General features: G+C 43.0%; 1 protein-coding gene and 1 pseudogene. Both read right to left on the reverse strand.

The window, feature by feature from the left end; all coding sequences use genetic code 11:
- Positions 1 to 259 (reverse strand): transcription elongation factor GreA (gene greA / locus A3766_RS24385; RefSeq protein ID WP_197479717.1); only part of this gene is annotated, 259 nt, incomplete at its 3' end.
- 171 nt (positions 260 to 430) lie between these two features.
- A pseudogene (gene carB / locus A3766_RS24390) lies at positions 431 to 830 on the reverse strand (carbamoyl phosphate synthase large subunit); the annotation flags it as partial.

An 830-nucleotide genomic window follows, 5' to 3' on the forward strand; every position in this document is an offset into this window, starting at 1 on the left:
TAACTTTTCCTGTATGAGGGATAGACTTAACATCGATAATCTGGGAGTTTGAAAGCTTACCTTCCAGCTCCTGAATTCGACCTTCTATAAAGCCTTGCTGCTCTCTCGCTGCATGATATTCAGCATTTTCTTTTAGATCACCGTGCTCACGCGCATCGGCAATCGCTTCGATAACCTGTGGGCGCTTTACAGTTTTCAATTCTACTAATTCTTCTTGAAGGGCTTTTTCGCCTTCAACAGTCATTGGAATTCGATTCATCTTCCTTCCTTTATTCTTTTACCATATTTAGTGAGAGCTCTTCTTTCAGTCACGCTTATACTCATCATCAACAAGCAATTAATTCGAGTTATCAAAAAAGAGCCATCTGTATAAACAGCTGAAAAAAATAACCCGAAGCATTAGCTCCGGGTTATAAAATAAACGAGTTTTCTAGTGTAAGTCTTGAAGTCTACGTACGTGCTTCTCAGCACCAAAACGAATAGCTCGTGCAGTTGCATCACCACCAGCAAGAGTCGTACTGTAAGCAATCTTCTTCTGCAAAGCAGATTGTCTGATTTGAGCAGAGTCTGCGATGGCTCGTCTACCTTCAGTAGTATTAACAATCAGGTCAATATCGCCATTCTTAATGGCATCAACAACATGCGGACGACCTTCTTGAACCTTATTAATAGACTCAACTTCCAAGCCTGCCTCTGCTAGCGCTTTCGCAGTACCGGAGGTTGCGACCAAAGCGAAACCAATTTCGTTAAGCAGGCGTGCCACTTCAATTACGCCTTCCTTATCAACTTCTCTCACGCTCAAGAACGCCTTACCGCCGCTCGGCAATACA

This window comes from Oleiphilus sp. HI0132, assembly GCF_001635845.1.